At 69.3% G+C, this 5,960-nt stretch carries 7 protein-coding genes; 3 read left to right on the top strand and 4 right to left on the bottom strand.

Features of this window, described 5'->3' with window-relative positions; all coding sequences use genetic code 11:
• The 3 genes from VFG33_RS27825 to VFG33_RS27815 all read left to right on the top strand — a co-directional run.
• On the top strand, positions 1–2,031 hold a 2,031-nt coding region (locus tag VFG33_RS27825; protein ID WP_325055927.1), incomplete at its 5' end, for a DNA glycosylase AlkZ-like family protein.
• 30 nt (positions 2,032–2,061) lie between these two features.
• Positions 2,062–2,847 carry an Fpg/Nei family DNA glycosylase gene (locus VFG33_RS27820; RefSeq protein WP_325055926.1) on the top strand — a complete coding sequence of 262 codons (786 nt, stop codon included), beginning with the start codon at positions 2,062–2,064 and terminating at the stop codon, positions 2,845–2,847.
• An 85-nt stretch (positions 2,848–2,932) separates the two neighbouring features.
• Positions 2,933–3,394, top strand: a complete 462-nt coding sequence (locus tag VFG33_RS27815) for a DUF4262 domain-containing protein (protein WP_325055925.1) — start codon at positions 2,933–2,935, stop codon at positions 3,392–3,394.
• 14 nt (positions 3,395–3,408) lie between these two features.
• Here the strand turns inward: VFG33_RS27815 and VFG33_RS27810 are convergent, their stop codons facing one another.
• From VFG33_RS27810 to VFG33_RS27795, 4 genes are all read right to left on the bottom strand, one after another.
• Positions 3,409–3,699 (bottom strand): helix-turn-helix domain-containing protein, encoded by a 291-nt coding sequence (locus tag VFG33_RS27810; RefSeq protein WP_325055924.1) that lies wholly within the window; start codon positions 3,697–3,699, stop codon positions 3,409–3,411.
• 163 nt (positions 3,700–3,862) lie between these two features.
• Positions 3,863–4,357: a CinA family protein gene (locus tag VFG33_RS27805; protein ID WP_325055923.1), complete on the bottom strand. Its 495-nt coding sequence runs from the start codon at positions 4,355–4,357 to the stop codon at positions 3,863–3,865.
• 26 nt (positions 4,358–4,383) lie between these two features.
• The gene (gene pgsA, locus VFG33_RS27800; RefSeq protein WP_325055928.1) at positions 4,384–4,998 is read right to left on the bottom strand and encodes a CDP-diacylglycerol--glycerol-3-phosphate 3-phosphatidyltransferase; all 615 of its coding nucleotides are present in this window, start codon (positions 4,996–4,998) and stop codon (positions 4,384–4,386) included.
• A gap of 2 nt (positions 4,999–5,000) precedes the next feature.
• Positions 5,001–5,960: radical SAM protein (locus VFG33_RS27795; protein ID WP_325055922.1), on the bottom strand; the 960-nt coding region annotated here is incomplete at its 5' end.

Raw genomic sequence — 5,960 nt, 5'->3', positions numbered from 1 at the left:
GAGGCATCGCCCTTCGCGAAGTCCTTGCTGTTCGGCTACGTGGGCGCCTTCATGTACGAGGGCGATGCGCCGTTGGCCGAGAAGCGCGCGGCCGCGCTCTCCCTGGACCAGAGCCTGCTTGCCGAACTACTCGGCCGCACTGAGCTACGCGAGTTGCTCGACGCCGAGGTGGTACTGCGGACGGAGGCCGAGCTCCAACGCCTGGCCGAAGACCGCCGCGCCCGCGACCTCGAAGGCCTCTTCGACGTACTACGGCTCGTCGGGCCGCTGTCGATCGCGGAGGCTTCGCAGCGCTGCGTGGAAGGCGCGGATGCCGAGTCCTGGTTGACCGAACTGGCCGCCGCCCGCCGGGTGGTTCGCGTCCGCATCGCCGGTGAACACCGCTGGGCCGTGGTCGAGGATGTGGCCCGCCTGCGCGACGCCCTCGGCGTACCGCTGCCTCCGGGTGTTGCCGAAGCGCACGCCGAGCCGGTCGCCGATCCGCTCGGCGATCTGGTGTCCCGGTATGCGCGAACACACGGCCCGTTCCGTGCTGTCGATCTTGCGACGCATCTCGGGATCGGCGTCGCCGTGGTGACGGATTCGCTGCGGCGGCTGAGTGCGGCCGGACGCGTGGTCGAGGGCGAGTTCCTGCCCGGCGGGATCGGTCTGGAGTGGTGTGACGCCGAGATCCTCCGTCTGCTGCGGCGGCGGTCGCTCGCTGCCCTTCGCAAGGAGGTCGAGCCCGTTGATCCTGCGGCGCTGGCGCGGTTCCTGCCGGCCTGGCAAGGGATCACGAGCAGCCGTGGGCGTGGATACGACGTGTTGCTGGGTGCGGTTGAGCAGCTCGCCGGGTGCGCAGTACCGGCGTCGGCGCTGGAGTCGATAGTGCTGCCTTCGCGCGTGCCTGGATACCAGGCGTCCATGCTGGACGAGCTGACGGCGACGGGCGAGGTTGTCTGGGCGGGTTCGGGGTCGTTGCCGGGGACTGACGGCTGGGTCTCGCTGCACCTGGCGGACAACTGCGATCTGACCTTGCCCGACCCGGACCCGACCTTCGAGCTCGGGGAGACCCATCAGGCCGTGCTGGACGCGTTGGCCGGCGGCGGCGCCTTCTTCTTCCGGCAGTTGAGTGATGTCGTCGGCTCGGCCAATGGAGTCGTTGACGACGAGACCCTGGTCAGCGTCCTGTGGGACCTCGTGTGGGCCGGCCATCTGACCAACGACACGTTGGCCCCGGTCCGCGGCTTGGTAGGCGGCGGCCGCGGCAGCCACCGAACCCGCCGTACGACGCCACGCGCGCGCCCGGGTCGTCCCGTCAGGCCAGGGCGGCCCGCCATGCCGTCGCGAAGTGGTCCACCGACGGCAGGCGGACGCTGGTCGCTCCTGCCGGAGCGCGATCCAGATGCCACTCGCCGGGCGCATGCCGCGGCCGAGACGCTGCTCGACCGCTATGGGATCGTCACGCGCGGCTCAGTGATGACGGAACGAACGCCGGGTGGGTTTGCAGCGGTCTACAAGGTGTTGAGCGCCTTCGAGGAGTCCGGGCGGTGCCGGCGAGGCTATTTCGTCGCAGGGCTTGGTGCTGCGCAGTTCGCCTTGCCAGGTGCGGTCGATCGGTTGCGGGCGATGGCTGATCTGTCCCCGGTCTCAGGTGGACGAGTCAAGCAGGAAGAGACGGCCGCGCGGGCCGTAGTACTGGCTGCCTCTGATCCGGCCAATCCCTATGGGGCTGCCTTGCCGTGGCCCGAGCGGGAGAACGCGGGCGGGCATCGGCCGGGGCGGAAGGCGGGTGCTCTGGTGATGCTGGTGGACGGGCGGCTGATCGTCTACGTCGAGCGTGGTGGACGGACGGTGCTGAGCTTCACCGAAGATCCAGATCTGCTGCAGCCGGCCGTCGACGCGCTCGCGCTGGCGATCCGGGACGGTCATCTGGGCAAGCTCAGTGTCGAGACCGCGGACGGCGAGCAGGTGCGGCACACCGTTTTCGGCGATGCCCTGGCGAAGGCCGGCTTCCATGCCACCCCGCGAGGCCTGAGGTTGCGCGCCTGAGGAGGGCCCCGATGTTTGGAGAGTCAGGTCATGCCTGAAGGGGACACCGTCTGGCGCGCGACCAAGCGGCTTCACCAGGCCATGGCCGGGAAGGACCTGACGCGGACCGACTTCCGGGTTCCGACGCTGGCGACGACCGACCTCAGTGGACGGACGATGGTCGAAGTTGTTGCGCGCGGCAAGCATCTGCTGATGCGGGTGTCCGGTGGGGTGACGATCCACAGCCACCTGCGCATGGACGGCAGTTGGCATCTGTACCGGCCTGGTGAGCGCTGGCGCGGAGGCGCCGATCATCAGGTCCGGGTCGTGCTCGAGACCGACTCCTGGGTTGCGGTCGGGTATCTGCTGCCGGTGCTGGAGCTGGTCGGGACAGACGCCGAGGACACTGTGGTCGGGCACCTCGGGCCGGATCTGCTCTCCCCTGACTTCGACCGGGAGTTGGCCATCGCGAACCTCGCGAAGGAGCCTGAGCGGACCATCAGCGAGGCCTTGCTGGACCAGCGCAACCTGGCCGGGATCGGGAACTTCTACCGGACCGAGGTGTGCTTCTTGCTCGGTCTGCATCCGTGGCGTCCCGTGCGGTCGGTGGACCTCGGCGCGGCGGTCGATCTCAGTCGGCGCCTGCTGAAGGCAAATCTCCAGCACGCCGCCCAGGTGACCACCGGAGTCGATCGGCCCGGCCGGCGGACCTGGGTCTTCGAACGGCCGGGGAAACAATGCCGGCGCTGCGGGACGACGATCCTGACCGCCCCGCTCGGGGAACCTCCGCGGGACCGGGTCAGCTACTGGTGCCCGGCCTGCCAGCCTGAGAACTGACCTGTGGACAACAGCCGAGGCGAGCCGGAACGCGGATAACTTCTCTGACGTATCGAACATCTGTTCGAACACGAGAGGAGACGGCATGTGCGACATCTGCGGCGGGATGACCGACGACGAGTACTCCGAACAGGTCGCGACCAGCATCGGGACCTTCGGGTGGTGCGTGCAGTACGTGACGGGCGAGGACAAGCGCAATCCCGGCTACGCCTACACGGTGGGACTGAGTCTGCACCGGCATCCCGAGTTCATTGTTTTCGACCAACTGGCCGAGCGTGCATATTTCGCGCTCGAACCGCTCGCCTGGGCGGTGCTCGAAGGGCGGCGGTTCGACGAGGGAAACGACCTCAGCGAGTACTACCCGCCACCTGCCCGGGCCAAGCTGCTCCGCTTCCCCGACTCCTCGACGCATCTGCTCTTGGCCAACGTGATGTTCCGGGATCCCGGTGAGCCACCGATCGAGGCGCTACAGCTCGTGCGGCCAGGCAAGCTGCCGCTCTTCGACAACCCCGTGAGCAGACGCTCCCGGACCCGGGATGCGCGATGAAACTCCTCAGCCGGTCAGGCGGCGGAGGCGACGACCTCGGGCTCGATCACCGAGTGCGCCAGCACCAGTGCCTCTTCACGGGCCAGGTCCTCGCTCACTTCGGCGAAAACCGTCGACAGCGGCACCTCCAGCGCCGTGCAGATGGCCGCGAGCAACTCGCTCGAGGCTTCCTTCTGACCGCGCTCGACCTCCGACAAGTAGCCCAGGCTGACCCGGGCATCGGCGGACACCTCGCGGAGAGTGCGCCCCTGGCGCAGCCGCTTGCGCCGCAGGACGTCGCCCAGAAGGCCACGAACCAGCACCATGAGGTTTCTCCCTTCCGCCTGTCGGACCGAACCTACTCGCACCGTAGCTCGACCGTGGACACCAACGGTACCCGTTGCCGGGTCACTACTCCTCGCAATGCCCAGCTTCGGTGCGCCGTCCCAGTCTGCCCTACCTGTGCCCATGCTGGTCTCAACACCCCGATCACCCGGGTTCTTCCGCCACCAGTTCAGCGGCGAGTCGCAGGACGGCCTGCACACTGCCCCGCCGGATGGCTGCTCGATCCCCGCTCAGCGACAGCCTCTCGACCCGTACCGCATCCGGCCCGGCCGCTGCTACATACACAGTGCCGGCCTCGATGCCCGCCTGTGGGTCGGGGCCGGCCACACCGGTCGTTGCCAGGCCGTAGGTCGCCCCCAGCCGCTGTCTGACGCCAGTGGCCAAGGCGACGGCCGTGTCGGGGTGTACGGGTCCTACATCGGCCAGGAGATCCGCCGGGACACCGGCGAGCGTCGCCTTCAGGTCAGTGGCGTACACGATCACTCCGCCGCGGTAGATCGCGGAGATGCCGGGAATGTCCGTCAGGGCGGCTCCGACGAGCCCGCCCGTCAGCGACTCGGCTGTCGCCAGCGTCGCCCCACGACTCCGCACCAGCCCCACGAGGCGCTCCAGCGCGTCCTGCTCACGGTCAGCTGTCACGGGCGGGAGCTGCTCACGGTCGGCTGTCATGGGAGGGGACGCTTGGCCGCGGCGCGGAGGCGGACGGCCCGGCCGACGTAATCGAGGCCGGTGATGATCGTCACCACCACGGCGGCGGCCATGAAGACCACAGCGGTCCAGTGCAGGACCGCCACCGACTGCCACGGAAGGAGGTAGAGACCCAGTGCGATCGCCTGCAGGACCGTCTTCAGCTTGCCGCCGCGGCTGGCCGGCATCACGCCGACGCGGATCACCCAGAAGCGAAGCGCGGTCACGCCCCATTCGCGGACCATCACCACGACCGTCACCCACCACGGCAGTTCGCCGAGGATGGACAGCCCGATGAAGGCCGCTCCGGTCAGTGCCTTGTCGGCGATCGGGTCGGCGATCTTGCCGAAGTTGGTGACCAGGTTCCAGCGGCGGGCGATGTCACCGTCGAATCGGTCGGTGACGATCGCGACCACGAAGGCCGCGGTCGCCAGCAGCCGGTTCTCCTCACCGCCACCACCGTCGCGGAGCAGCAGCCAGACGAACAGCGGTACCAGCACGAGTCGCAGTACGGTCAGCGCGTTCGCCACGTTCCAGGCGCTCGGCGCGCTGAGCGGGCCAGTGGCGCGATGCACCGGGTTCGTCGGCGGCATGGTCACGCGGTCAGGTTAGCTGCCGGAACGTCTGCTCGGGTCGGGACGTGCGCGGCGATCTCGGCGATCAGGTCGACGCCCTCGGTGCCGACGACCTCGGCAGTCACCAGGTCGCCGATGGCCAGCCCGGCCGGCAGAGCGGTCAGCGTGGTGGAACCGTCCACCTCGGGGCCTTGGTGAGCGGCCCGGCCCTCGGCGGTGTCGCCGTCGATCGACTCGACCATGACCTCCACGATCTCGCCGATCCGCGCCTCCGCGCGGGCCGACGTCAGGTCCTCGGCCAGCCTGGTGACCCGGTCCGCCCGGGCCGCGATGGTGTCCTCGTCCAGCTTGCCGTCGTAGGTCTCCGCCTCGGTGCCGTCCTCGTCCGAGTAGCCGAATACCCCGATCGCGTCCAGTCCGGCGCGAGAAAGGAAGTCGCAGAGAATGTCCACGTCCTCCTCGGTCTCCCCCGGGAACCCGACGATCACGTTGCTCCGGATGCCGGCTGTCGGCGCCTCCTTACGGACCTGGGCGATCAGCTCCAAGAAGCGCTCGGCATCGCCGAACCGGCGCATCCGCCGCAGCAGCGGGCCGGACGCGTGCTGGAAGGACAGGTCGAAGTACGGCGCGACGCCCGGGGTGGTGGCCATCGCCGTGATCAGGGTCGGGCGCATCTCGGCCGGCTGCAGGTACGACACCCGGACCCGGGTCAGCCCCGGGATCGCGGCGATCTCCTCGACCAGCGTCTCGAGCAGCCGGAGGTCGCCCAGGTCCTTGCCGTACGAGGTGGAGTTCTCCGAGACCAGGAAGACCTCGCGGACACCGTTCTCCGCCAGCCACTGGGCCTCGCCGAGCACCTCGGTCGGGCGGCGGGAGACGAAGGCGCCCCGGAAGGCGGGGATCGCGCAGAACGCGCAGCGGCGGTCGCAGCCGGACGCCAGCTTCAGTGGGGCCATCGGGCCGCCGTCGAGCCGGCGCCG

Origin of the sequence: Kribbella sp., from assembly GCF_035687465.1 — a bacterium.
GTDB lineage: Bacteria > Actinomycetota > Actinomycetes > Propionibacteriales > Kribbellaceae > Kribbella.
This window is presented reverse-complemented; position numbering and strand designations above follow the sequence as displayed.

Coding starts and splice junctions, on each gene's coding strand:
- VFG33_RS27810 (WP_325055924.1), bottom strand. CDS start 3,699: ATGGTGCTGGTTCGTGGCCTTCTGGGCGACGTCCTGCGGCGCAAGCGG.
- VFG33_RS27815 (WP_325055925.1), top strand. CDS start 2,933: ATGTGCGACATCTGCGGCGGGATGACCGACGACGAGTACTCCGAACAG.
- pgsA (WP_325055928.1), bottom strand. CDS start 4,998: ATGCCGCCGACGAACCCGGTGCATCGCGCCACTGGCCCGCTCAGCGCG.
- VFG33_RS27820 (WP_325055926.1), top strand. CDS start 2,062: ATGCCTGAAGGGGACACCGTCTGGCGCGCGACCAAGCGGCTTCACCAG.